Annotated in this window: 2 protein-coding genes; both read left to right on the top strand. The window is 74.0% G+C overall.

Annotation, left to right across the window (positions count from 1 at the left end; translation table 11 throughout):
• Positions 1–56: 56 nt before the first annotated feature.
• Complete coding sequence (locus tag CGL27_RS18445) at positions 57–9,671, top strand: type I polyketide synthase (RefSeq protein ID WP_119988539.1); 9,615 nt, start codon at positions 57–59, stop codon at positions 9,669–9,671.
• A 41-nt stretch (positions 9,672–9,712) separates the two neighbouring features.
• Positions 9,713–26,923, top strand: a complete 17,211-nt coding sequence (locus CGL27_RS18440; RefSeq protein WP_240450548.1) for a type I polyketide synthase — start codon at positions 9,713–9,715, stop codon at positions 26,921–26,923.
• Positions 26,924–26,976: the final 53 nt, after the last annotated feature.

Here is a 26,976-nt window from a genome sequence, read left to right as displayed (position 1 = left end):
ACGGGAGCGTTCTGAACACATGAGCACCCCCTCCCTCTTCGCAAGGAGCCGACGCAATGGTGAATAACGAGGACAAGCTCCGGGATTACCTCAAGCGGGCCACCGCCGACCTGCGTCAGGCCCGCCGACAGCTTCGCGAGGTCGAGGAGCGGCACCAGGAGCCGATCGCGATCGTCGCGATGAGCTGCCGCTACCCGGGCGGTGTCCGCACCCCCGAGGAGCTGTGGCGGCTCGTCCTGGGCGGCGAGGACGCGATCTCCGGCTTCCCCACGGACCGCGGCTGGGACATCGAGTCGCTCTATGACGCCGACCCCGACCAGGCGGGCGCCAGCTATGTGAACGAGGGCGGATTCCTCTACGACGCGGGCGGCTTCGACCCCACGCTCTTCGGGATCTCGCCGCGCGAGGCCATGGCGATGGACCCGCAGCAGCGGCTGCTGCTGGAGACCACCTGGGAGGCGTTCGAGCGGGCCGGGGTCGACCCGACCGGGCTGCGCGGCAGCCGGACCGGTGTCTTCGCGGGCGTGATGTACCACGACTACACCTCGCGGCTCGACTCCGTACCCGAGGGCGTCGAGGGCTTCCTCGGCACCGGAAGCTCCGGCTCCATCGCCTCCGGCCGGGTGTCGTACACCTTCGGTCTGGAGGGCCCGGCGGTCACCGTCGACACGGCGTGCTCCTCGTCGCTGGTCACCCTGCACATGGCGGTCCAGGCGCTGCGCAACGGCGAATGCTCGCTCGCGCTCGCGGGCGGTGTCACGGTGATGGCCACCCCCTCGACGTTCACCGAGTTCAGCCGGCAGCGCGGACTCGCCGCCGACGGCCGCTGCAAGCCCTTCGCCGCCGCCGCGGACGGCACCGGCTGGGGCGAGGGCGTCGGCATGCTGCTGGTCGAGCGGCTGTCGGACGCGCGGAAGAACGGCCACCCGGTGCTGGCGATCGTGCGCGGAAGCGCCATCAACCAGGACGGCGCGTCCAACGGTCTGACGGCGCCCAACGGGCCGTCCCAGCAGCGCGTCATCCACCAGGCGCTCACCAACGGCCGCCTCTCCGCGGCCGATGTCGACGCCGTCGAAGCACACGGCACCGGTACGACACTCGGCGACCCGATCGAGGCACAGGCGCTGCTCGCCACCTACGGCCAGGAGCACACCGAGGACCAGCCGCTGCTGCTCGGCTCGATCAAGTCCAACATCGGGCACACCCAGGCCGCGGCCGGTGTCGCCGGGATCATCAAGATGGTCATGGCCATCCGCCATGGCGTCCTGCCCAGGACCCTGCACATCGACGAGCCGACCCCGCATGTCGACTGGTCGGCGGGCGCGGTGTCGCTGCTCGCCGAGACCACCCCCTGGCCGGAGACCGACCACCCGCGCCGGGCCGCCGTGTCCTCCTTCGGCTTCAGCGGCACCAACGCGCACACCATCCTGGAGCAGGCCCCCGCCGAGGAGACCGAGGAGGCCGAGGAAGCCACCGAGCGACCGGCCCCGTCGTCGAAGCGGCTGGACGTGGTGCCGTGGGCGGTGTCGGGCAAGAGCGCGGCGGCGCTGCGCGACCAGGCGCAGCGACTGCTGGCGCACCTCGAGGCCGACGCCGGGCCGAGCCCGGTCGACGTGGGCCTCTCGCTGACCACCACCCGAGCCCAGCTCGACCACCGCGCAGTGGTGCGCGGCCACGACCGCGCCGACCTGCTGGCCGGGCTCACCGCCCTGGCCGAGGGCGGTATGGCGGCGGGCGTCACACAGGGCTCCGTCGTCGGCGGCCGGACGGCGTTCGTGTTCCCGGGGCAGGGGTCGCAGTGGGCCGGTATGGCGGTGGGGCTGATGGACGCCTCGCCGGTGTTCGCCGCGCGGATCGAGGAGTGTGCCGCGGCGCTGGCGGAGTTCACCGACTGGTCGTTGGTGGATGTGCTGCGGGGCGCCGAGGGCGCGCCGTCGCTGGAGCGGGTGGACGTTGTTCAGCCGGTGCTGTTCGCGGTGATGGTGTCCCTGGCCGAGCTGTGGCGTTCGCTGGGTGTCGTCCCGGCGGCCGTGGTGGGCCACTCGCAGGGTGAGATCGCCGCCGCGTGTGTGGCCGGAATCCTGTCGCTTCAGGATGCGGCGCGGGTGGTGGCGCTGCGGAGTCAGGCGATTGGCCGGGTGCTGGCGGGCAAGGGCGGCATGGTGTCGGTGGCGCTTCCGGTGGCGGAGGTCCGGGAGCGGATCGCGGCGTGGGGCGAGGAGCGGATCTCCGTCGCGGCCGTCAACGGCCCCTTGTCGGCGGTGGTTTCGGGTGAGCCCGAGGCGCTGGACGAGCTGTTGGCCTCCTGCGAGGCCGATGAGGTGCGGGCGCGCCGGGTGCCGGTGGACTACGCCTCGCATTCGGCGCAGGTCGAGTTGCTCCGTGAGGAGCTGCTGGAGCTGCTGGCCCCGGTGCAGCCGAAGAGCGCCCAGGTGCCGTTCCTGTCGACGGTGACGGGGGAGTGGGTCGAGGGTTCCGAGCTGGACGCGGAGTACTGGTTCACCAACCTGCGTCGCACGGTTGAGCTGGAGGGCGCGGTCCGGCGGCTGCTGGACGAGGGCTTCGGTGTGTTCATCGAGTCCAGCGCGCACCCCGTGCTGACGATGGGTGTGCAGGAGACGGCCGAGGACGCCGGTGTGGACGCGGCCGCGATCGGGTCGCTGCGCCGTGACGAGGGCGGCCAGGACCGCTTCTGGGCCTCGGTCGGCGAGGCGTGGTCGCGCGGGGTGAGCGTCGGCTGGGACGCGGTGTTCGACGGTACGGGCGCCGAGCGCGTCGAGCTGCCCACGTACGCCTTCCAGCACCAGCACTACTGGCTCGAAGGGGGCACCCCCGCCGCTGCCGCCACCGCCGCCGACCCCGTCGAGGCCCGCTTCTGGGAGGCCGTGGAGCGCGAGGACTGGCAGGCGCTCGCCGCCGAGCTGGACGTCGACGGCGATGAGCGGGTCAGCGCGCTGCTGCCCGCCCTGGCCACCTGGCGCAAGCAGAGCCGTGAGCAGTCCACGGTGGACGGCTGGCGCTACCGCGTCACGTGGAAGCCGCTCGCCGACGGGCAGCCCGCGCGGCTGTCCGGCGGCTGGCTCGTCGTCGCCCCGGCCACCGAGGACACCTGGACCGACGCCGTGGCCGGTGTGCTCGCCGAACGCGGCGCCGACGTACGGCGGATCGCCGTGGACACCGACGCCGACGGCCGGGACGAGCTGATCGAGCGGCTGCGCACCGCGCTCACGGAAACCGATGGCATCCCGTTCGCCGGAGTGCTGTCGCTGCTGGCCCTCGACGGCCACCCGCACCCCCGGCACCCCTCCGTCCCCGCCGGGGTGGCGGCGCAGCTCGCGCTGGTGCAGGCGCTGGGCGACGCGGGGATCGGCGCGCCGCTGTGGTCCGGCACCCGGGGCGCGGTCTCCGTCGGCCGTACGGACACCCTCGACTCCCCTGAGCAGGCGCTGGTCTGGGGGCTCGGCCGGGTGGCCGCGCTGGAGCACGGCGAGCGCTGGGGCGGTCTGGTCGATCTGCCCGGGGCGCCCGACGAGCGGGCGCTGGCCCGGCTGGTGACCGTGCTCGCCGGGGCCGAGGAGGACCAGGTCGCGATCCGCGCCACCGGGCTGCTGGTACGCCGTCTGGTGCGCGCCCCGCTGGCCGCCACGCCCGCCGTACGGTCCTGGGAGCCGACCGGTACGACGCTGGTCACCGGCGGTACGGGCGCGCTGGGCGCCCATGTGGCGCGCTGGCTGGCCACCAACGGTGCCGAGCATCTGGTGCTCACCAGCCGCCGTGGTCTGGAGGCACCGGGCGCGGCGGATCTGCGGTCCGAACTGACCGAGCTGGGCGCGAAGGTCACCGTCGCCGCATGCGATGTGGCCGACCGTGCCCAGGTCGAGGCGCTGCTCGCGGGCATCCCCGCCGAGTATCCGCTGACGGGCGTCGTCCACACGGCCGCCGTGCTGGACGACGGGGTGATCGAGGGCCTGGCCCCGGACCAGGTGGACCGGGTGCTGAAGGTCAAGGTCGACGCCACCCGCCATCTGCACGAGCTGACCCGGGAGCTGGACCTCTCCGCGTTCGTGCTGTTCTCGTCCTTCGCGGCCACCTTCGGCGCGCCCGGCCAGGGCAACTACGCCCCGGGCAACGCCTTCCTCGACGCCTTCGCCGAGCACCGGCGCGCCCAGGGCCTGCCCGCCACCTCGCTGGCCTGGGGCCCGTGGGGCGAGGGCGGGATGGCCGAGGGCGGCGTCGGCGACCGGATGCGCCGCCACGGCGTCATCGAGATGGCGCCGAGGTCGGCCGTCACCGCGCTCCAGCACGCGCTGGACCGCGACGAGTCGGTGCTGACCGTCGTCGACATGGAGTGGAAGCGCTTCGTTCTCGCCTTCACCTCCGGCCGCTCCCGTCCGCTGCTGTACGACCTGCCCGAGGCGCGGGACGTCATCCAGGACATGGCCGGGGACACCGAGGCGGACGGCGCGGGCGCGGTCGCGCTGGCCGAGCAGCTCGCCGGGGTGCCGGAGGCCGAGCAGGAGCGGCTGGTGCTGGAGCTGGTCCGCACCGCCGTCGCGGCCGTCCTGGGCTATGCGGGCGCCGACGACGTCGAGGCGGGCCGGGCCTTCAAGGAGCTGGGCTTCGACTCGCTCACCGCCGTCGAGCTGCGCAACCGGCTCAGCGCCGCCAGCGGGCTGAAGCTGCCGCCGACGCTGATCTTCGACTACCCCACCCCCACGGTGCTCGCGCGCCATCTGCGCACCGAGATCGCGGGCGGGCAGCGGGCGGCCGTGGCCGCGCTGCCGACCGCGGCGGCGCTCGCCGACGACGAGCCCATCGCCATCGTCTCCATGAGCTGCCGCTTCCCGGGCGGTGTGCGCACCCCCGAGGAGCTGTGGCAGCTCCTCACCTCCGGCGGCGACGCGCTGTCGGAGTTCCCGGGCGACCGCGGCTGGGACATCGAGTCCCTGTACAACCCGGACCCGGACGCGCAGGGCACCAGCTACACCCGCGAGGGCGGATTCCTCACCGGGGCCGCCGACTTCGACCCCACCTTCTTCGGGATCTCGCCGCGTGAGGCCATGGCGATGGACCCGCAGCAGCGGCTGCTGCTGGAGACGTCGTGGGAGGCGTTCGAGCGGGCGGGCATCGACCCGGCCACGCTGCACGGCACCCCGTCCGGTGTCTTCGTCGGCACCAACGGCTCCGACTACTCCATCGTCATGCGCAGCAACACCGAGGGCTACGAGGGCCACCTGGCCACCGGCAGCGCCGCGAGCGTCGTCTCCGGCCGCCTCTCGTACACCTTCGGTCTGGAGGGCCCGGCGGTCACCGTCGACACCGCGTGCTCGGCGTCGCTGGTGGCGCTGCACCTGGCCGTTCAGTCGCTGCGCCAGGGCGAGTGCACGATCGCGCTCGCGGGCGGCGTGACCGTGATGGCCACCCCGGGCACCTTCATCGAGTTCAGCCGCCAGCGCGGACTGTCCTCCGACGGCCGCAGCAAGGCGTTCTCCTCGGACGCGGACGGCTTCAGCCCGGCCGAGGGCGTGGGCATGCTGCTGGTCGAGCGGCTGTCGGACGCGCGGAAGAACGGTCACCCGGTGCTCGCGGTCGTGCGGGGCTCCGCGATCAACCAGGATGGCGCCTCCAACGGTCTGACGGCGCCCAACGGGCCGTCCCAGCAGCGGGTGATCCGGCAGGCCCTGGCCAACGCCCGGCTGTCCGCCGCCGAGGTGGACGTGGTCGAGGCACACGGCACCGGTACGACGCTGGGTGACCCGATCGAGGCGCAGGCGCTGCTGGCCACCTACGGCCAGGAGCGGCCCGACGGGCAGCCCCTGCTGCTCGGCTCCATCAAGTCCAACATCGGCCACGCCCAGGCCGCCGCCGGTGTCGCGGGTGTGATGAAGCTCGTGCTCGCGCTGCGCCACGGCGTCCTGCCGGAGTCGCTGCACATCGTGGAGCCCACCCCGCATGTGGACTGGTCGGCGGGCGAGGTCGAGCTGCTGACCGAGGCGCGGGAGTGGCCGGAGACCGGCCGTCCGCGCCGGGCCGCGGTGTCCTCGTTCGGCTTCAGCGGCACCAACGCGCACGCCATCATCGAGCAGGCCCCGGCCGAGGAGCCGGACGAGACCGAGCCGGCGACCCGGCGGCCCGGCGCGCTGCCGTGGACGGTGTCCGGCAAGAGCGAGGCGGCGCTGCGCGCCCAGGCCGCCAAGCTGCTGGCCCACCTCGACGCCGACCCCGCCCTGCGCCCGCTGGACATCGGCCACTCCCTGGCCACCACCCGCGCCGCCTTCGAGCAGCGCGCGGTGCTGGTGGGCACGGACCGGGACGAATTCACCGGTGGTTTGGACGCCCTCGCTAGGGGGCAGGTCCTGCCCAACCTGGTGCAGGGGGCCTCAATCGGGGGCAAGGCCGCATTCGTGTTCCCAGGACAGGGGTCACAATGGGTAGGCATGGCCGTGGAGCTGTTGGATGCTTCACCGGTGTTCGCTGCCCGTATTGATGAGTGTGCCGCCGCGCTCGCAGAGTTCACCGACTGGTCGTTGGTGGATGTGCTGCGCGAGGCGGAGGGCGCACCGTCACTGGAGCGGGTGGACGTTGTTCAGCCGGTGTTGTTCTCCGTGATGGTTTCGCTCGCTGAGCTGTGGCGTTCGCTGGGGGTTCGGCCGTCGGCCGTGGTCGGCCACTCGCAGGGTGAGATCGCCGCCGCATGTGTGGCCGGAGCCCTGACGCTTCAGGACGCGGCGCGGGTGGTGGCGCTGCGCAGTCAGGCGATTGGCCGGGTGCTGGCGGGCAAGGGCGGCATGGTGTCGGTGGCGCTTCCGGTGGCGGACGTGCGTGAGCGGATCGAGCCCTGGGGCGAGGAGCGCATCTCGGTGGCGGCCGTCAACGGGCCGTCGTCGGTGGTCGTCTCCGGTGAGCCGACCGCGCTCGATGAGCTGGTCGCCGCGTGTGAGGCCGATGAGGTGCGGGCCCGCCGGGTGCCGGTGGACTACGCCTCGCACTCCGCCCAGGTCGAGTTGCTCCGCGAGGAACTCCTGGAACTGCTGGCGCCCGTGGAGCCCAAGGCGGCCGAGGTGCCGTTCCTGTCGACGGTGACGGGGGAGTGGGTCGACGGTTCCGAGCTGGACGCCGAGTACTGGTTCACCAATCTCCGTCGCACCGTCGAGCTGGAGGGCGCCATCCGCCGCCTGCTCGACGAGGGCTTCGGAGTGTTCATCGAGTCCAGCGCCCACCCCGTGCTGACGATGGGCGTGCAGGAGACCGCCGAGGACGCGGGCCGGGAGGCTGCCGCGATCGGGTCGCTGCGCCGTGACGAGGGCGGTCTGGACCGCTTCTGGATCTCCGTCGGCGAGGCGTGGACACGTGGTGTGAGCGTCGACTGGGACGCGGTGTACGAGGGGACGGGCGCGGAGCGCGTCGAGTTGCCCACGTACGCCTTCCAGCACCAGAGCTACTGGCCGCAGGCGGCCGACACCCCGGCCGACGAGTCGGGCGCGCCGTCCGATGCCGTCGACGCCCGCTTCTGGGAGGCCGTCGAGCGCGAGGACCTGGCGTCGCTGGCCGACACCCTCGCGTTCGAGGACGACGGTGAGCGGTCCTCGCTCGGCGCCGTCCTGCCCGCCCTGGCCACCTGGCGCAAGCAGGCCCGTGAGCAGTCCACGGTGGACGGCTGGCGCTACCGCGCGACCTGGACCTCCCTGACCGAGCGCCAGGCCCCGCGGCTGTCCGGGACCTGGCTGCTGGCCGTGCCCGAGTCCGCCGCCATCGACGACTGGACGCTCGGCGCGGTCCGGATGCTCACCGAACGCGGCGCCGAGGTACGGCAGATCACCCCGACCGCCGTGGAGTCGGACCGCGCGTCGCTGACCCGTCTGGTGCGCGAGGAGCTGGCCGACGCCGCGACCGTCTCGGGTGTGCTGTCGCTGCTCGCCTTCGACCAGGGCACCGCGCCCGGCACCGACGGTGTCAACGCCGGGCTGACCGGCACCGCCGCGCTGATCCAGGCGCTGGGCGACGCCGGGGTGGACGCGCCGCTGTGGTGCGCCACCCGGGGCGCGGTCGCCGTCGGGCAGACGGACACCGTGGAATCCCCCGATCAGGCGCTCGTCTGGGGCCTGGGCCGGACCGCGGCGCTGGAGTACCCGGAGCGCTGGGGCGGTCTGGTCGACCTGCCCGGATCGCCCGACGAGCGGGCGCTGGTCCGGCTCGCCGGGGTGCTCGCCGGGGCCGACGGCGAGGACCAGCTCGCGGTGCGCGCGGCCGGGGTGTTCGCCCGCAGGCTCGCGCACGCCCCGCTGGCCGGTGCGCCCGCCGTACGGACGTGGAAGCCGGCCGGTACGACGCTGGTCACCGGCGGTACGGGCGCGCTGGGCGCCCATGTGGCGCGCTGGCTGGCCGCGGGCGGCGCCGAGCATCTGGTGCTCACCAGCCGCCGTGGGCTGGAGGCGCCGGGCGCGGCCGAGCTGCGGGACGAGCTGACCGAACTGGGCACCAAGGTGACCGTCGCCGCATGTGACGTGGCCGACCGGAAGGCCGTCGAGACGCTGCTGGCCGCCATCCCGGCCGACCAGCCGCTCACGGCGGTCATGCACGCCGCGGGCGTCCTGGACGACGGTGTCCTGGACGCGCTCACCCCGGAGCGGTTCGCCACCGTCCTCGGCCCCAAGGCCGACGCGGCACGCCATCTGCACGAGCTGACCCGCGACCTGGACCTGTCCGCGTTCGTGTTGTTCTCCGGTATCGCGGGCACGCTCGGCGACGCCGGACAGGGCAACTACGCGGCGGCCAACGCCTACCTCGACGCGCTGGCCGAACAGCGCCGCGCCCAGGGCCTGCCCGCCACCTCGGTGGCCTGGGGCCGCTGGGGCGAGACGGGTCTGGCCGCCGACGGTGCCATCGGCGAGCGGCTGGACCGGGGCGGTGTCCCGGCGATGGCGCCGCACGCGGCCATCACGGCGCTGCAGCGGGCCCTGGACCACGCCGACACGGTCGTGGCCGTCGCCGACATCCAGTGGGACCGCTTCGCCTACGGCTACACAGCGGTCCGCCCCAGCCCGCTCATCGGCGAACTGCCCGAGGTCCGGCGGCTGCGGGAGACCGGCGCCACGGCCGGTGAGCCCGGTACGGCCTCGGACGGATCCCCGGCGGACACGCTGCGCAAGCGGCTGGCCGGGATCTCCCGGGCCGAACAGTCCGTGGTCGTCCTGGAGGTCGTGCGCACCAACGCGGCCGCCGCGCTCGGCCACCCCTCGACCGACGAGGTCGGCGCCGGGCGGGCGTTCAAGGAGCTGGGCTTCGACTCGCTCATCGCGCTGGAGCTGCGCAACCGGCTGACCGCCGCCACCGGGCAGAAGCTGCCCGCCACGCTGGTCTTCGACTACCCGACCCCGGCGGTCCTCGCCGAGTTCCTGTGCGGCCGGATCGTGGGCGACGGCGGTACGGCCGCCGCCCCCGGGCTGGCGGAGCTCGAGGCGCTGGAGTCCGCGCTGTCCGTCCTCGACCCCGACAGCGAGGCACGGGACGACATCGCGGCCCGGCTGCGGGACCTCGCGGCGAAGTGGGCGGAGCCCCGTACGGCCGAGGCCGAGGCGGCGGACGGCGAGAGCGGGACCGTGACGGAGAAGTTGCAGGAGGCGACGCCCGACGAGGTCTTCGCCTTCATCGACAAAGAACTCGGAATCTGAGGATCTGAAGGTCCCCGGGCGCAAGGTTTGTGACGAGAAGCATGGGTGAGACTCCAATGGCGGATCAGGACAAGATCCTCGACTACCTCAAGCGGGTAACTGCCGATCTGCACCAGACGCGGCAGCGTCTTCGCGAGGTCGAGTCGCAGGAGCCTGAGCCGATCGCGATCGTCGGCATGAGCTGCCGGTTCCCCGGCGGCGTCACGTCTCCGGAGCAGCTCTGGGAGCTCGTGGCCGCGGGCGGCGACGCCATCGCGGACTTCCCCACGGACCGCGGCTGGGACACCGATGCGCTCTTCGCCGACGACCCCGACCAGCAGGGCACCAGCTACACCGACAAGGGCGGATTCCTGGAGGGCGCGGGCGAGTTCGACGCCGCGTTCTTCGGGATCAGCCCGCGCGAGACCCTCGGCATGGACCCGCAGCAGCGGCTGCTGCTGGAGACGTCCTGGGAGGCGTTCGAGCGGGCCGGGATCGACCCGGCCACGCTCCGCGGCAGCAAGGCCGGTGTCTTCGTCGGCACCAACGGCCAGGACTATCCGGAGCTGATGCACACGCTGCCGCAGGGCGTGGAGCAGTATCTGCTCACCGGCAACGCGGCCAGCGTCATCTCCGGCCGGATCTCCTACACCTTCGGTCTGGAGGGCCCGGCCCTCACCGTCGACACCGCGTGCTCGGCGTCGCTGGTGGCGCTGCACCTGGCCATCCAGGCGTTGCGAGGCGGCGAGTGCTCGCTGGCGCTCACCGGTGGTGTCACGGTGATGAACAGCCCGCGCGCGTTCATCAACTTCAGCCGCCAGCGGGGCCTGGCGCCCGACGGCCGCTGCAAGGCGTTCGCCGACGGCGCGGACGGCACCGGCTGGGGCGAGGGCGTCGGCATGCTGCTCGTCGAGCGGCTGTCGGACGCGCGCAAGAACGGCCACCCGGTGCTGGCCATCGTGCGTGGCTCCGCCATCAACCAGGACGGCGCGTCCAACGGTCTGACGGCGCCCAACGGCCCGTCCCAGCAGCGCGTCATCCGCCAGGCGCTCACCGACGCCCGGCTCACCCCGGCCCAGGTGGACGCCGTCGAGGCGCACGGCACCGGCACCAGCCTCGGCGACCCCATCGAGGCGCAGGCGCTGCTCGCCACCTACGGGCAGAACCGGGCCGAGGGCCGCCCGCTGTGGCTCGGCTCGATCAAGTCCAACTTCGGGCACACCCAGGCCGCGGCCGGTGTCGCCGGGATCATCAAGATGGTCAAGGCCATCGAGCACGGTGTGCTGCCCAGGACCCTGCATGTCGACGCGCCCTCCCGGGACGTGGACTGGACGGCTGGTGCCGTCTCCCTGCTCACCGAGAACACCCCGTGGCCTCAGACCGGCCAGCCGCGCCGCGCGGGCATCTCCTCCTTCGGTGTGAGCGGTACGAACGCGCACACCGTCATCGAGCAGGCGCCCGCCGAGGACCGCGAGGCCCCCGGCGAGGACGCGACGCCTTCGGAGTGGACCGGCGTCGGCGGTCTGGTGCCGGTGCTGGTGTCCGCGCAGAGCGCGGCGGCGCTGCGCGCCCAGGCCGAGCGGCTCACCGCCCATGTGCGGGACGAGCCGGGCCTCGGCCTGGTCGACCTGGCCCACTCGCTGGCCACCACCCGCGCCGCACTGGACCACCGGGCCGTGGTCCTGGCGGGCGAGGGCGGCCGCGAGGAAGTGCTGCGCGGACTGGCCGAGCTGGCCGAGGACGCCCCCGCGGGCGGCGTCGTGCGCGGCGAGGTCGGCGAGGGCAAGGTCGCGTTCCTCTTCACCGGCCAGGGCAGCCAGCGCACCGGAATGGGCCGTGAGCTGTACGCGGCCGTCCCGGCCTTCGCCCGCGCCCTGGACGAGGTGTGCGCCGAGCTCGACCAGCACCTTCAGCGGCCGTTGCGCGAGGTGATGTTCGGCGAGGACAGCGGACTGCTGGACCGGACCGGCTACACCCAGCCCGCGCTGTTCGCCCTCGAAGTGGCGCTGTTCCGGCTGCTGGAAACCTGGGGTGTGAAGCCCGACTTCCTCGTCGGCCACTCCATCGGCGAACTGGCCGCCGCGCAGGTGGCCGGTGTGCTGTCGCTCGCCGACGCGGCGAAGCTGGTGGCCGCCCGTGGCCGGCTGATGGAGGAACTGCCCGCCGGTGGCGCGATGATCGCGATCCAGGCGGCCGAGGACGAGGTGGCGCCGCTGCTCACCGAGCGGGTGTCGATCGCCGCGCTCAACGGGCCCACCTCGGTCGTCATCGCCGGTGACGAGGAGACGGCTGTCGCGATCGCCGCGTCCTTCGAGGCCCAGGGCCGCAAGACCAAGCGGCTCACCGTCAGCCACGCGTTCCACTCGCCCCGCATGGACGGGATGCTGGACGCCTTCCGCGAGGTCGCCCGGCAGGTGACCTATGCCCCGCCGGTCATCCCCATAATCTCCAATCTCACCGGCGGATCGGTCTCCGCCGACGAGATCTGCTCGCCCGACTACTGGGTCCGGCACGTCCGTGAGGCGGTCCGCTTCACCGACGGCATCCGCCGGCTCGAGGAGTACGACGTCGGCGCCTACGTGGAGCTGGGCCCCGACGGGGTGCTCTCCGCCATGGCGCAGGACTGCGTCACCTCCGACGGCGCCGTGTTCGTCCCCATGCTGCGCGGCGACCGCCCCGAGGCCACCGCCCTGGCCGGTGCGCTCGCCCGCGCCCACGTCCACGGCGTGGCCGTCGACTGGGCCGCGGTCTTCGAGGGCTCCGGCGCCCGCCGCGTCGAACTGCCCACCTACGCCTTCCAGCGCGAGCTGTACTGGCCCGAGCCGCCCGGCCCCTGGACCGGCGACGTCACCGCCGCCGGACTCGGCTCCGCCGACCATCCGCTGCTCGGCGCCGCCGTGTCGCTCGCCGACGCCGCCGGATTCCTCTTCACCGGCCGGCTGTCCCTCCAGACCCACCCGTGGCTGGCCGACCACGCCGTCATGGACACCGTGCTGCTGCCCGGCACCGCCTTCGTGGAGCTGGCCATCCGCGCCGGTGACCACGTCGGCGCGGACGTCCTGGAGGAGCTCACCCTCGAAGCCCCGCTGGTCCTGCCCCCGCAGGGCGGCGTCCAGCTCCAGGTGTCCGTGGGCGCCCCGGACGAGACCGGCCGCCGCTCGCTGACCCTGCACTCGCGCCTGGAGGACGCCGCCGACGGCACCTGGGGCGAGGGCGAGTGGACCCGCCACGCCACCGGTGTGCTCGGCACCGGCGCGGCCACGCCCTCCGACCATTCCGAGAGCCTCACCGCCTGGCCGCCGGCCGGGGCCACCGAGGTCCCCGTGGACGGCCTCTACGACTGGCTCGCCGAGACCGGATTCGCCTACGGCCCGGTCTTCCAGGGGCTCCAGGGCGCCTGGCAGCACGAGGACCAGGTGTACGCCGAGGTGCGGCTGCCCGAGAGCGCCCGCGCCGAGGCCGAGCTGTTCGGACTGCACCCCGCGCTGCTGGACGCGGCCCTGCACGCCGTGGGCATCGGCTCCCTCCTGGAGGACACCGAACACGGCCGTCTCCCCTTCTCCTGGAGCGGCGTCCGGCTCCACGCCGTCGGCGCCGCCACGCTCCGCGTCCGGCTCTCGCCCGCCGGTCAGGACGCCGTGGCCGTACTGGTCACGGACGAGAGCGGCGCACCCGTCGCCTCCGTCGACTCGCTGCTGCTGCGCCCTGTCTCGCCCGACCAGGTGCACGCCGCGCGCGCCGCCTTCCACGAGGCGCTGTTCCGCGTCGAGTGGACCCCCGCCCCGGTGCCCGCCGCCACCACCGTCGTGGCCGGGCAGTGGGCGCTGCTGGGCGCCGAGCACCCCGAGCTCGCCGCCGCGCTGCCCACCGCCGCCGGCTACGCCGACCTGGCCGCGCTCGGCGAGGCCGTGGACGCCGGGACTCCGGTGCCGCAGGCCGTCGTCGCCCCGTTCTTCGCGGACGAGACGGACCGTCCCGTCGAGGCCGCCGTACGCGAGGCCCTGCACCGCGCGCTGGAGCTGGTCCAAAGCTGGCTCGCCGACGCCCGCTTCGAGGGCTCCCGGCTGGTGATCGCCACCCGTGGCGCCGTCGCCACCTCCGCCGACGCCAACACCGGAGACCTGGCCCACGCCCCGCTGTGGGGTCTGCTGCGCTCCGCGCAGTCCGAGAACCCGGACCGCTTCACCCTGGTCGACATCGAGGGCAGCGACGCCTCGTACCGCGCGCTCGCCCCCGCCCTGGCCACCGGCGAATCGCAGCTCGCGGTCCGCGCCGGAACCGTGGTCGTCCCGCGTCTGGCCAAGGTCGCCGCCGACCCCGAGCAGACCGTCCCCGCGCTCGACTCCGAGGGCACCGCCCTGGTCACCGGCGCCACCGGCACCCTCGGCGGGCTCGTCGCCCGCCATCTGGTCACCGAGCACGGCGTGCGCCACCTGCTGCTGCTCAGCAGGCGCGGGGCCGACGCCCACGGCGCCGCCGAACTCGTCGCCGAACTGCGCGCGTCGGGCGCCGACGTCACCCTCACCGCCTGCGACGTGGCCGACCGCACCGCCCTCGCCGCGACCCTGGCCGCCATCCCGGCCGAGCATCCGCTGACCGCCGTGGTGCACACGGCGGGCGTGCTGGACGACGGTGTGATCGGCTCGCTGACGGCCGAGCGCGTCGACCGCGTTCTGCCGCCCAAGGTCGACGCCGCGTGGCACCTGCACGAGCTGACCCGCGACCTCGACCTGTCCGCCTTCGTGCTGTTCTCCGCCGCCGCCGGCACCCTCGGCGGCCCCGGCCAGGCCAACTACGCGGCCGCCAACGCCTTCCTGGACGCCCTCGCCCACCGGCGCCGCGCCCAGGGGCTGCCCGCCACCGCCCTCGCCTGGGGCCTGTGGGCCGAGCGCAGCGGGATGACCGGCGACCTGGACGACACCGACATCCAGCGCATCACCCGCGCCGGAGTGGCCGCGCTCTCCTCCGAGGAGGGCCTCGCCCTCCTGGACACCGCGCTGGCCGTGGGCGACCCCACGCTCGTCCCCATGCACCTGGACCTGGCGCCGCTGCGCCACGCCGACGCCACCATGGTCCCCGCGCTGCTGCGCGGCCTGGTGCGGGCCCCCGGCCGCCGCGTGGTGGAGGCGGGCGGCGGCGCGGCCCCCGGCGGGCTCGTGGAGCGGCTCCTGGGACTGTCCGTCCCCGAGCGCGACCGGCTGCTGCTGGAGATCGTCTGCGGTCAGGTCGCCGCCGTCCTCGGCTACGCGGGCCCCGAAGCCGTTGGCGCCGGGCGCGCCTTCAAGGAGCTGGGCTTCGACTCGCTCACCGCCGTCGAGCTGCGCAACCGCCTCGGCGCCGTCACGGGCGTACGGCTCCCGGCCACCCTCGTCTTCGACTACCCGACGCCCACCTCGCTCGCCGGTTTCCTGCGCACCGAGATCCTCGGCGACCAGGCCGACGAGGCAGCGTCGGCCCCCGCCGCCACCGTGGCCGTCGCCGACGACGAGCCCATCGCCATCGTCGGCATGAGCTGCCGCTACCCGGGCGGGGTCACCAGCCCCGAGGAGCTGTGGCAGCTCGTCACCGGCTCGGTGGACGCCATCTCCGGCTTCCCGACCGACCGCGGCTGGCAGCTCGACGGGCTGCTGGGCGACGACCCCGAGCAGACCGGCACCAGCGCCACCATCGAGGGCGGATTCCTCTACGACGCGGGCGAGTTCGACCCCGACTTCTTCGGGATCAACCCGCGCGAGGCGCTCGCCATGGACCCGCACCAGCGGCTGCTGCTGGAGAGCTCCTGGGAGGCGTTCGAGCGGGCCGGGATCGACCCGGCGACCGTGCGCGGCAGCAAGACGGGCGTCTTCGCGGGCGTCATGTACCACGACTATCTCTCCCGGCTGACCGCCCTGCCGGAGGGCCTGGAGGGCTACCTCGGCACCGGTACGGCGGGCAGTGTCGCCTCGGGCCGGGTGGCGTACACCTTCGGTCTCGAAGGCCCCGCGGTCACCATCGACACGGCGTGTTCGTCGTCGCTGGTGGCGCTGCATCTGGCGGCGCAGGCGCTGCGCAGCGGCGAGTGCACCATGGCGCTCGCGGGCGGTGTCACCGTCATGTCCACCCCGGACACCTTCATCGACTTCAGCCGCCAGGGCGGGCTGTCGGCCAGCGGCCGCTGCAAGTCCTTCTCGGGCGACGCGGACGGCACCGGCTGGGCCGAGGGCGTGGGCATGCTGCTGGTGGAGCGGCTGTCGGACGCGCGGAAGAACGGCCACCGGGTGCTGGCGGTCGTGCGGGGCACGGCGGTCAACCAGGACGGTGCGTCCAATGGTCTGACGGCGCCGAACGGCCCGTCGCAGCAGCGGGTGATCCGGCAGGCGCTGGCGAACGCGCGTCTTTCGGCGTCCGAGGTGGACGCGGTCGAGGCCCATGGCACGGGTACGACGCTGGGCGACCCGATCGAGGCGCAGGCGCTGCTGGCCACGTACGGCAAGGAGAAGACCGAGGACCAGCCGCTGTGGCTGGGCTCGATCAAGTCCAACTTCGGTCACACGCAGGCGGCCGCGGGTGTCGCGGGCATCATCAAGATGGTGCAGGCGATGGACCACGGCGTACTGCCCCAGTCGCTGCACATCGACGAGCCGTCGCCGCATGTGGACTGGGAGTCGGGCGCGGTCTCGCTGCTGACCGAGGCGCGGGAGTGGCCGGAGACCGGGCGCCCGCGCCGGGCCGGTATCTCCTCCTTCGGCGTCAGCGGCACCAACGCGCACGCCATCATCGAGCAGGCGCCGGAGCCCGAACCGGCCGAGGGGTCCGCGCTGCCGGCCGCCCGGCCGTCCGTGCTGCCCTGGATGGTGTCCGGGAAGAGCGCCGACGCGCTGCGGGCGCAGGCCGAGCGGCTGCTCGCCGACCTTCAGCGGCGGCCGGAGCTGTCACCGACCGACCTGGCGTACTCGCTCGCGACCACCCGTGCCGCGCTGGACCACCGTGCCGTCGTGGTCGGCGGGGACCGTGCGGCGCTGGTCTCGGGCCTGGAGGCGCTGGCGCGCGGCGAGTCGGCGTCGGGGCTGGTCCAGGGTTCGGTGGCGGACGGCAAGGTGGCGTTCCTGTTCACCGGCCAGGGCAGCCAGCGGCTCGGCATGGGCCGTGAGCTGTACGACGCCTACCCGGCGTTCGCCGAGGCGCTGGACGCGGTCTGCGACGAGCTGGACCAGTACCTCGAACGGCCGCTCAAGACCGTGATGTTCGGGAGCGACGCCGAGGAGCTGGACCAGACCGGGTTCACCCAGCCCGCGCTGTTCGCCATCGAGGTCGCGCTGTTCCACCTGGCCGAGGCGTGGGGCCTGCGGCCCGACTTCCTCTCCGGCCACTCCATCGGCGAACTGGCCGCCGCGCAGGTGGCCGGTGTGCTCTCGCTCGCCGACGCGGCGAAGCTCGTGGCCGCCCGTGGCCGCCTGATGCAGGCGCTTCCGGCGGGTGGCGCGATGATCGCGGTGCAGGCGTCCGAGGACGAGGTGCTGCCGCTGCTGACCGAGCGGGTCAGCATCGCCGCGCTCAACGGCCCGGCCTCGGTCGTGGTCGCGGGTGACGAGGACGCGGCACTGGAGATCGCGGCGGCCTTCGAGGAGCGGGGCCGTAAGACCAAGCGGCTCACCGTCAGCCACGCGTTCCACTCCCCGCGCATGGACGAGATGCTGGAGGCGTTCCGCGAGGTGGCCGAGGGCCTCACCTACGAGGCCCCGCGCATCCCGATCGTCTCCAACCTCACCGGGACCGTGGTCCTGGCCGAGGAGATCACCAGCCCCGGCTTCTGGGTGCGCCACGTCCGCGAGGCCGTGCGCTTCCTCGACGGTGTCCGCACCCTCGAAGCGCAGGGCGTCACCACCTATCTCGAACTCGGCCCCGACGGTGTGCTGTCCGCCATGGGCCAGGACTGCCTCGCCGACGCCGACGTGGCCGGATTCGCCGCCACGCTGCGCGGCGGCCGTCCCGAGGCCGAGACCGTCGCCACCGCCCTCGCCGCCCTGCAGGTCCGTGGGGTGACGCCGGACTGGTCCGCGTACTTCGCCGGGACCGGCGCCCACCGCGTCGACCTGCCGACCTACGCCTTCCAGCACCGCCGCTTCTGGCTGACGTCCCCCGCGGGCTTCGTGGGCGACGTGGAGTCGGCGGGCCTGGACCGGGCCGACCATCCGCTGCTGGGCGCGGCCGTGCCGCTGGCGGACTCCGACGGCTTCCTGTTCACCGGCAGGCTCTCCCTCGAAAGCCACCCGTGGCTGGCCGACCACGCCGTCATGGGCACCGTCCTGCTGCCCGGCACCGCCTTCGTCGAGCTGGCCATCCGCGCCGGTGACCAGGTGGGCTGCGACCGGCTGGACGAGCTGACGATCGAGGCGCCGCTGGTCCTGCCCGAGCGTGGCGCGGTCCAGCTCCAGATCCTCGTCGGCGCCCCGCAGCAGGCCGGGCACCGCACGCTGGAGCTGTACTCGCGGGCGCAGGACGCGCCCGCCGAGCTGCCGTGGATCCGCCATGCCAGTGGTGTGCTGGTGGCCGGTGCCCCGCGGCCCTCGTTCGACCTGACCGCATGGCCGCCGCCGGGCGCCGAGCCCGCCGAGGTCGAGGGGCTCTACGAGCACCTGGCGCAGGGCGGCTTCGCGTACGGGCCGATGTTCCAGGGGCTGAGCGCGGCCTGGCTGCGCGGCGACGAGGTGTTCGCCGAGGTGCGGCTGCCGGAGGACCGCAAGTCCGAGGCCACCGCGTTCGGGCTGCACCCGGCGCTGCTGGACGCCGCGCTGCACAGCACGTTCGCCCGGCCCGACGGCGATGATCAGGGGCGGCTGCCGTTCTCCTGGAGCGGGGTGTCGCTGCACGCGGTCGGCGCCGACGCGCTCCGGGTCCGGCTGACCCCGGCCGGGGCCGACGGGGTGACGCTGGAGCTGGCCGACGGCACCGGTGCCCCGGTGGCCTCCGTCGAACAGCTCGCGCTGCGCCCGGTCTCGGCCGGACAGCTCACGGACGGCCGGTCCGCCGCCTACCACGAGTCGCTGTACCGGCTGGACTGGGCCACCGTGCCGCTCGCCACGGACGGCGCGGCCACCGCGGCGTGGACGGTGCTCGGCGAGGGCGCGCCCGCCGCGCTGACCTCGGGTGCCGCGGTCCACGCCGATCTGGACGCGCTGGCCGCGGCCGGGGACGCGCCCGAGTACGTCCTGGTCTACCTCGACCCGCGCGGCGCCACCGATGACGAGGTGACCGCCGCCGTCCACACCGCCACCCAGCGGACACTGGCGCTCGTACGGGCGTGGCTGGCCGACGACCGGTTCGCGGCGTCCCAACTGGTGCTCGTCACCCGGGGCGCGGTGGCCACCGCGGGCGACGCCGGTACCCACGACCTGGCCCACGCCCCCGCGTGGGGTCTGGTGCGCTCGGCGCAGTCGGAGAACCCGGACCGGCTGGTGCTGGTGGACCTCGACGGCACCGACGCCTCCTACGAGGCGCTGGGCACCGCGATCGCCTCCGGCGAGCCGCAGTTCGTGCTGCGCCGGGGCGCCGTACACGCCCCCCGGCTGGCGCGCACCGCCGCCAGTGGGCCCATGGTGCCGCCGCCCGGCGAGCCGGCCTGGCGGCTCGACATCCAGGACAAGGGCACCCTGGAGAACCTCACCCTGCTGCCCAGCCCGGAGGCCGCCGCGCCGCTGGAGACGGGGCAGGTGCGGGTCGCGGTCCGGGCCGCCGGTGTGAACTTCCGCGATGTGCTCAACGCGCTCGGCATGTACCCCGGCGACGCGGGCCTGATGGGCAGCGAGGGCGCCGGTGTCGTCCTCGAAACCGGACCGGGGGTCACCGATCTGGCGCCCGGCGACCGGGTGATGGGCATGCTGCCCGGTGGCTTCGGACCGCTGGTGGTCGTCGACCGCCGCATGATCGCGCCGATGCCGGAGGGCTGGTCGTTCGCCCAGGCCGCGTCCGTGCCGATCGTCTTCATGACGGCCTACTACGCGCTGCGCGACCTGGCCGACCTCCAGGGCGGCGAGTCGCTGCTGGTGCACGCCGCCGCCGGTGGTGTCGGCATGGCCGCCGTGCAGCTCGCCCGCCACTGGGGCGTGGACGTCTACGCCACCGCCAGCCCGGGCAAGTGGGACACGCTGCGCTCGCTGGGGCTGGCCGACGACCGTATCGCCTCCTCCCGCGACCTGGCCTTCGAGGACACGTTCCGCGAGGCCAGCGGCGGTCGCGGGGTCGATGTGGTGCTGGACTCGCTGGCCCGGGAGTTCGTGGACGCCTCGCTGCGGCTGCTGCCGCGCGGCGGCCGGTTCGTCGAGATGGGCAAGACCGACGTCCGGCTGCCGGAAGAGGTCGCCGCCGCCTACCCCGGCGTCTCCTACCAGGCGTTCGACCTGACCGAGGCGGGCCTGGACCGCATCCAGGAGATGCTGTGCGAGCTGCTGGAGCTGTTCCAGCGGGGCGCGCTGCGGGCGCTGCCGATCACCGCATGGGATCTGCGGCAGGCCCCGGACGCGTTCCGCTACCTCAGCCAGGCCCGCCACATCGGCAAGGTCGTGCTCACCGTGCCCGCCCCGTGGAACCCGGACGGCACCGTGCTGATCACCGGCGGCACCGGCACCCTGGGCGGCCTGGTCGCCCGGCACGCGGTGACCGAGCGCGGCGCCCGCCGTCTGCTGCTCACCAGCCGACGCGGTGAGCAGGCCGCGGGCGCGGCCGAACTCGCCGCCGAGCTGCGTGAGTTGGGCGCCGAGGTCACCATCGCCGCCTGCGACGCCGCCGACCGGGACGCGCTCGCCGCCGTCCTGGCCGACATCCCCGCCGGGCATCCGCTGACCGCCGTCGTGCACACCGCCGGTGTGCTGGACGACGGTGTGATCGACTCGCTGACGCCGGAGCGGCTGGAGAAGGTGCTGCGCCCCAAGGTGGACGCGGCCGTGAACCTGCACGAGCTGACCCGCGACCAGGACCTCGCCGCGTTCGTCCTGTTCTCCTCCGCCGCCGGTACGTTCGGCGGCCCCGGGCAGGCCAACTACGCGGCGGCCAACTCCTTCCTGGACGCCCTGGCCCGCCACCGCCAGGCCCAGGGCCTCGCCGCCACCTCGCTGGCCTGGGGCCTGTGGGCCGAGGCCAGCGGGATGACCGGTGAGCTGGAGGCCACCGACAAGTCCCGGATGACCCGCTCCGGTGTGCTCGGCCTGTCCTCCGACGAGGGCCTGGCGCTGTTCGACGCCGCCCAGGAGGTGGGCGACGCGTTCCTGGTGCCCATGCAGCTCGACCCGGCGCCGCTCACCGGCGCGCCCATCGAGATGGTGCCGCCGCTGCTGCGCGGTCTGGTGCGCGGCGGTACGACCCGCCGCACCGCCGAATCGGGCGCGGCCCAGGACGCCTCCTCGCTGGTGGAGCGGCTGGTCCGGCTGGACGCGGCCGAGCGCGAGCGGACCCTGCTCGACCTGGTGCGCGCCCAGGTGGCCGTGGTCCTCGGCCATGACTCGCCCAACGCGGTCGAGGCGAGCCGGGCCTTCAAGGACCTCGGCTTCGACTCGCTGACCGCGGTGGAGTTCCGCAACCGCCTCGGCGGCGCCGCCGGGCTGCGGCTGCCCGCCACGCTGGTCTTCGACTACCCGACGCCGACCGCGCTCGCCGGATATCTGCTGGAGGAGCTGCTCGGCTCCGAGGCGGCGGCGGCCGTTCCCGCACGGGCGGAAGGCCCGGCGGGTGGCGTGGCCGACGCGGACGACCCGATCGCGATCATCGCCATGAGCTGCCGCTTCCCCGGGGATGTGCGCACCCCCGAGGACCTGTGGGAGCTGCTGGCCGAGGGCCGGGACGGTATCGCGCGGCTGCCGGAGGACCGCGGCTGGGACCTCGACGCGTTCTACGACCCGGACCCGGACCGGCCCGGCACCTCGTACGCCCGCGAGGGCGGCTTCTACTACGACGCCCACCACTTCGACCCGGCCTTCTTCGGCATCAACCCGCGCGAGGCGCTCGCCATGGACCCCCAGCAGCGGCTGCTGCTGGAGACCTCCTGGGAGTCCTTCGAGCGGGCGGGCCTCGACCCGGGCGCACTGCGCGGCAAGCAGGTCGGCGTGTTCGTCGGCCAGATGCACAACGACTACGTGTCGCGGCTGCACACCGTCCCGGAGGGCGTCGAGGGCTACCTCGGCACCGGCGGCTCCAGCAGCATCGCCTCCGGCCGGGTGTCGTACACCTTCGGCTTCGAGGGCCCGGCCGTCACCGTCGACACGGCGTGCTCGTCGTCGCTGGTGGCGCTGCATCTGGCGGCGCAGGCGCTGCGCAGCGGCGAGTGCACCATGGCGCTCGCGGGCGGTGTCACCATCATCACCACCCCCGATGTGTTCACCGAGTTCAGCCGCCAGCGCGGACTGGCCAGGAACGGCCGCTGCAAGCCGTTCGCCGCCGCCGCCGACGGCACGGCCTGGGGTGAAGGCGTGGGCATGCTGCTGGTGGAGCGGCTGTCGGACGCGCGGAAGAACGGTCACCGGGTGCTGGCGGTCGTGCGGGGCACGGCGGTCAACCAGGACGGTGCGTCCAATGGTCTGACGGCGCCGAACGGCCCGTCGCAGCAGCGGGTGATCCGGCAGGCGCTGGCGAACGCGGGCCTGTCGGCTGGTGAAGTGGACGCGGTCGAGGCGCACGGTACGGGTACGACGCTGGGTGACCCGATCGAGGCGCAGGCGTTGCTGGCCACGTACGGCAAGGAGAAGACCGAGGACCAGCCGCTGTGGCTGGGCTCGATCAAGTCGAATTTTGGTCACACGCAGGCGGCGGCGGGTGTCGCGGGCATCATCAAGATGGTGCTGGCGATGCGGCATGGCGTCCTGCCGAAGTCGCTGCACATCGACGAGCCGTCGCCGCATGTGGACTGGGAGTCGGGCGCGGTCTCGCTGCTGAGCGAGGCGCGGGAGTGGCCGGAGACCGGGCGTCCGCGCCGGGCCGGTATCTCCTCCTTCGGCATGAGCGGCACCAACGCGCACGCCATCATCGAGCAGCTGCCGGAGCCCGAACCGGCGGAGGCGCCCGCGCTGCCGGCCGCTCAGCCGTCCGTGGAACCGTCCGTTCTGCCGTGGGTGATGTCCGCCAAGACCCCCGAGGCGCTGCGCGCCCAGGGGGCCCGGCTCCGGGCCCAGGTGGCCGACCACCCCGAGCTGTCCCTCGCCGACGTCGGCCACTCGCTGGCCACGTCCCGGGTGTCCTTCGAGCACCGGGCGACGCTCGTCGCCGCGGGCCGGGACGCCTTCCTGGCCGGTCTCGACGCCCTCGCCGAGGGCCGCACCGCGACCGGGCTGGTCGAGGGCGCGGTGGCCGAGGGCAGCAAGCTGGCCGTCCTGTTCACCGGGCAGGGCAGCCAGCGGCTCGGCATGGGCCGTGAGCTGTACGACGCCTATCCGGCGTTCGCCGAGGCGCTCGACGCGGTCTGCGACGAGCTGGACGCACATCTCGAACGGCCGCTTCGTGACGTGCTGTTCGGGGACGACGCCGAGGAGCTGGACCAGACCGGCTTCACCCAGCCCGCGCTGTTCGCGGTCGAGGTGGCGCTGTTCCGCCTGGTCGAGACCTGGGGCGTGCAGCCGGACTACCTGTCCGGCCACTCCATCGGCGAACTGGCCGCCGCGCAGGTGGCCGGTGTGCTCTCGCTCGCGGACGCGGCGAAGCTGGTGGCCGCTCGTGGGCGGTTGATGCAGCGGCTCCCGGCCGGTGGCGCGATGATCGCCGTCCAGGCGTCCGAGGACGAGGTGACCCCGCAGCTCGGCAAGCGGGTGAGCATCGCGGCCGTCAACGGCCCGACCTCGGTCGTGGTCGCGGGCGACGAGGACGCGGCGCTGGAGATCGCGGCGGCCTTCGAGGCGGAGGGCCGCAAGACCAAGCGCCTCACCGTCAGCCACGCCTTCCACTCGCCCCACATGGACGGCATGCTGGACGCCTTCCGCGAGGTGGCGCAGGGGCTGGCGTACCAGGCTCCGAAGATCCCGATCGTGTCGAACCTGACCGGTGGCGTGGTGGCTGCCGAGGAGATCACCAGCCCGGACTTCTGGGTACGCCACGTCCGCGAGGCGGTCCGCTTCCTGGACGGCGTCCGCACCCTGGAAACCCAGGGCGTCACCACCTACCTCGAACTCGGCCCCGACGGGGTGCTGACCGCGATGGCGCAGGACTGCGTCACCGAGGACGGCGGCTCCTTCGCCACCGCCCTGCGCGGCGGCCGGCCGGAGGCCGAGACGCTGCTCACGGCGGTCGGCACCGCCCAGGTCCGGGGCGCCGCCGTGGACTTCACCGCGCTGTACGCGCCGTACGGCCCGCACCAGGTCGACCTGCCGACGTACGCCTTCCAGCGCCGCTCGTTCTGGCTGAATGCCGGGCCGGTCGGCGGCGACGCCACCGCGATCGGCCTGCACGCGGCCGGTCACCCGCTGCTGGGCGCCGCCGTGGAGCTGCCCGACTCGGACGGCATCGCCTTCACCGGACGGCTCTCCCTGCAGACCCAGCCCTGGCTGGCCGACCACGCCGTGATGGGCACGGTGCTGCTGCCCGGCACCGCGTTCGTGGAGCTGGCACTGCGCGCCGGGGACCACGCGGGCTGCGACCGACTGGACGAACTCACCCTGGAAGCCCCGCTGATCGTGCCCGACCAGGGCGCCGTCCAGCTCCGGCTCGCGCTCGCCGCGCCCGACGACACCGGCCGCCGCGCGCTGACCCTGCACTCCCGCGCCGAGGGCGCCCCGGCCGACGAGCCGTGGCTGCGCCACGCCACCGGCGCCTTGGCGGCGGGCACGGCGGAAAGTTCGTTCGACCTGAGCGCCTGGCCGCCCGCAGAGGCGGAGCGCATCGACACTGACGGCCTGTACGAGGGCCTGGCCGATTCGGGCTTCGACTACGGCCCGGTCTTCCAGGGCCTGACGGCCGCCTGGCGGCGCGGAGACGAGGTGTTCGCCGAGGTGAGCCTGCCGGAGGACCGCAAGTCCGACGCCGCCGCGTTCGGCCTGCACCCGGCACTGCTGGACGCCGCGCTGCACGCGCTCGGTCTGAGCGCCGCCGAGCAGGGCGGCGGCCAGGGCCGCCTGCCGTTCTCCTGGACCGGGGTATCCCTGCACGCGGTGGGCGCCTCGGCCCTACGGGTGCGGCTGGACGGCACGGCCACAGGCACGGTGACGCTGGAGCTGGCCGACACAACGGGCGCCCCGGTGGCATCGGTCGAGGGCCTGGCCCTCCGCACGATCTCCCCGGACCAGCTGGGCGCGGCCCGCGCGGGCGGCGCGTCCGACTCCCTGTTCCGCCTGGACTGGGTGCCGGTGACGGCCTCGCCGTCCGGAGAGGTAACCCCCGACCGCTGGGCGTCCGTGGGTCCCGACACCTTGGGCCTGACGAGTTACCAGGACCTGGCGGCGTTGGCAGAGGCGGTGGAAGGGGGCAAGGCGCTCCCGGAGTACATCGTGGCGTCCCTCGCGGCCGGTGCGGCACTCCAAGCCGGTCCGAGCGCGGCAAATCAAGCCCGTCCGGCGATTGAGGACCGGGGTCCAGGGGCGGAGCCCATGGTTGCGGGAAGGGGCGGGACAGGGGAAAACCCCACCCAAGCCGTACACCAGGCCACCACCCACACCCTCACCCTGCTCCAGACCTACCTGGCCGAAGACCGCTTCGCCGACACCCGCCTGGTCATCCTCACCACCGGCGCCGTAAGCACCGGAACGGACGAGTCCGCGCCCGACCCGGCCCAAGCCGCCGTCTGGGGCCTGGTCCGCTCCGCACAAGCGGAAAACCCGGACCGCATCGTCCTGGTGGACACCGACGGCCAGGGCGAGCCGCGGAAGACCGTGGCCGCCGCCCTCGCCGCAGGCGAACCGCAGGTGGCCGTGCGCAACGGCACCGCACGGGCACCGAGGCTGGCACGGGCCGCCGTGGCGGCAGAGCGGGAGACCCCCGCGTTCGACCCCGACGGCACGGTCCTGATTACGGGTGCCACCGGCACCCTGGGCACCCTGTTCGCCAAGCACTTGGTGGCCGAGCAAGGCGTACGCCACCTCCTCCTGCTCAGCCGCCGAGGCGACCAGGCACCGGGCGCTCCCGAACTCACCGCTGAACTCACCGCGCTGGGCGCGGAAGCGCACTGGGCGGCCTGCGACGCGGCCGACCGCACCGCCCTCGCAGAGGTCATCGAGTCCATCCCCACCGCCCACCCCCTCACCGCCGTGGTCCACACGGCAGGCGTACTGGACGACGGTGTGATCGCCTCGCTGACCCCCGAGCGCATGGCCACCGTGGCCCGCCCGAAGGCCGACGCGGCGTGGAACCTCCACGAGCTCACCCGCGACAGCGACCTCTCCGCGTTCGTCCTGTTCTCCTCGGCCTCCGGAGTCTTCGGCGGCCCCGGCCAGGGCAACTACGCGGCGGCCAACGCCTTCCTGGACGCGCTGGCCCAGCACCGCCGGGCCAGCGGCCTGCCCGCCACCTCCCTCGCCTGGGGCCTGTGGTCCGTGGCCGGCGGCGGCATGGGCGGTGAACTGGACGAGGCCGAAATCGCCCGCATCCGCCGCGGAGGCGTCGGCGTGCTCACGGCCGAGAGCGGCCTGGAGCTGTTCGACGCCGCGCAGGGCTCGGACGAGGCCGTCCTCGTACCGCTGCCGCTCGACATGGCCGCCCTCAGGGCACAGGCGGGAAGCGGCATGCTGCCCGCGCTCTTCCGTGGCCTCGTCCGGGCCCCCGCCCGCCGCGCCGCCGAGTCCGCGGCGGCTGCCGCGGCCGGTGCCGAGGCGCTGCGGGAGCGGCTCGCCGGGCTCTCCGAGCCCGAGCGGGAAGAGGTGCTGCTGGAGCTGGTGTGCACCCAGGTGGCGGCCGTCCTCGGCTACCCGGGCCCGGAGACGGTCGACCCGGCCCGCTCGTTCAGCGAGGTCGGCTTCGACTCGCTGACGGCGGTCGAGCTGCGCAACCGCCTGAACGCGACCACCGGAGTCCGGCTCCCGGCGACGCTGGTCTTCGACTACCCGACACCGAACGCACTGGTCGAGTACCTGCGCGGCGAGATCCTGCCGGACGACGCGACGGCGGTCACCTCGCTGCTCGCGGAACTCGACGGGCTGGAGAAGTCCCTGTCCGGGGCCGCCCCGGACGACGAGGGCCGGAGCAGGATCACCGCGCGACTGCAGGCGCTGCTCGCGCAATGGAATGACGACCGAGGACCGGAAGACGGCGCCGGAGTCGCGGAGGAGCTGGAGTCCGCCACGGACGACGACCTCTTCGACTTCATCGGCAAGGAATTCGGGATCTCCTGAAATGACCGTGGCCGGCGTGAAGTGACAAGGTCTTCCGGATTCCTCGAGAGGGA

Origin of the sequence: Streptomyces sp. 11-1-2, assembly GCF_003595545.1 — a bacterium.
GTDB lineage: Bacteria > Actinomycetota > Actinomycetes > Streptomycetales > Streptomycetaceae > Streptomyces > Streptomyces hygroscopicus_B.
This window is presented reverse-complemented; position numbering and strand designations above follow the sequence as displayed.

Coding starts and splice junctions, on each gene's coding strand:
- CGL27_RS18445 (WP_119988539.1), top strand. CDS start 57: ATGGTGAATAACGAGGACAAGCTCCGGGATTACCTCAAGCGGGCCACC.
- CGL27_RS18440 (WP_240450548.1), top strand. CDS start 9,713: ATGGGTGAGACTCCAATGGCGGATCAGGACAAGATCCTCGACTACCTC.